This is a genomic window from Rhodococcus sp. NPDC047139, assembly GCF_040643435.1.
Classification (GTDB): Bacteria; Actinomycetota; Actinomycetes; order Mycobacteriales; family Mycobacteriaceae; genus Rhodococcus.
Genome location: NZ_JBEYUH010000048.1, coordinates 1 through 1,379 on the forward strand (window position 1 = coordinate 1; position 1,379 = coordinate 1,379).

The window sequence follows — 1,379 nt, forward strand, 5'->3', positions numbered from 1 at the left end:
GACGACGATTTCTTCGCGCTGGGTGGTAATTCGTTGTCGGCGACGCAGGTGGTGTCGCGGATCGGTGCTGCGCTCGAGACTGCGGTGCCGGTGCGGGTGTTGTTCGAGGGTGCGACGGTCGAGGGGTTGGCGGCTCGGGTGGCCGAGCATGCCGGTGCCGGTGGTCGGGTGCCGTTGGTGGCGCGGGAGCGTCCGGATCGGGTGCCGTTGTCGTTTGCTCAGCAGCGGATGTGGTTCCTCAATCAGTTCGATCCGTCGTCGGCGGTGTACAACGTGCCGTTGGCGGTGCGGTTGTCGGGTGCGTTGGATGTGGCGGCGTTGTCTGCGGCGGTGTCGGATGTGGTCGAGCGGCACGAGTCGTTGCGGACGGTGTATCCGGCGGGGCCGGAGGGGCCGGTGCAGGTAGTGGTGCCGGTGTCTGCGGTGGGGTTGGATCTGTCGCCGGTGTCGGTGTCGGTGGCCGAGGTTGCGGCGCGGGTCGGTGAGGTGATCGCGGCGGGTTTCGATGTGGCTGCCGAGGTGCCGGTGCGGGCTCGGTTGTTGCGGGTCGTCGATGCGGTGGACGAGTTCGTGTTGGTGGTGGTGGTGCATCACATCGCGGGTGACGGGTCGTCGATGGGGCCGTTGGCGCGTGATGTGATGGTGGCGTACGAGTCGCGGTGTCGGGGTGAGGTGCCGGGGTGGGCGCCGCTCGAGGTGCAGTATGCGGATTTCGCGTTGTGGCAGCGGGAGGTGCTCGGCGACGAGAACGACCCGGATTCGCTGATCGCCCGGCAGACCGCCTACTGGCGATCTGCGCTCGACGGCCTCCCCGAGACGCTGTCGTTGCCCACCGATCGTCCACGGCCCCCCGTGCAGTCGTTCCGCGGTGCGACCGTGCCTTTCGAGGTGCCGGCTGCGGCACACACCGCACTGAAGAAGTTGGCGCGAGAGCACGATGCCACCATGTTCATGGTGGTCCATGCCGCGGTCGCGGTGTTGTTGTCGCGACTGTCCGGGTCGGACGATGTGGCGGTGGGAACACCTATTGCGGGTCGTGGGGAGCGGGCGCTCGACGATCTGATCGGCATGTTCGTCAATACGCTGGTACTACGCACACGAGTGGATTCGTCTGCATCGTTCGCCGAGTTGGTGCAGCAGGCGCGGGCGGTGGATGTGGCGGCGTTCGGGCATGCGGATGTGCCGTTCGAGCGGTTGGTGGAGGAGTTGGCGCCGGTGCGGTCGACCGCGCATGCGCCACTGTTCCAAGTACTGCTCGTCTTCGAGAATTTCGCGCGCTCGGTGTTCGAGTTGCCGGGTCTGACGGTGGCCGGGGTGGAGGCGGATCTGGACACGGCGAAGTTCGATCTGCAGATCACGTTCGTGGAGCGGTTCGACGA

Annotated in this window: 1 protein-coding gene; it reads left to right on the forward strand. The window is 66.8% G+C overall.

Annotation, left to right across the window (positions count from 1 at the left end):
* Positions 1 to 1,379, forward strand: a 1,379-nt coding sequence (locus tag ABZ789_RS22615) for a condensation domain-containing protein (protein ID WP_358428905.1), incomplete at both ends; no start/stop codon positions are given.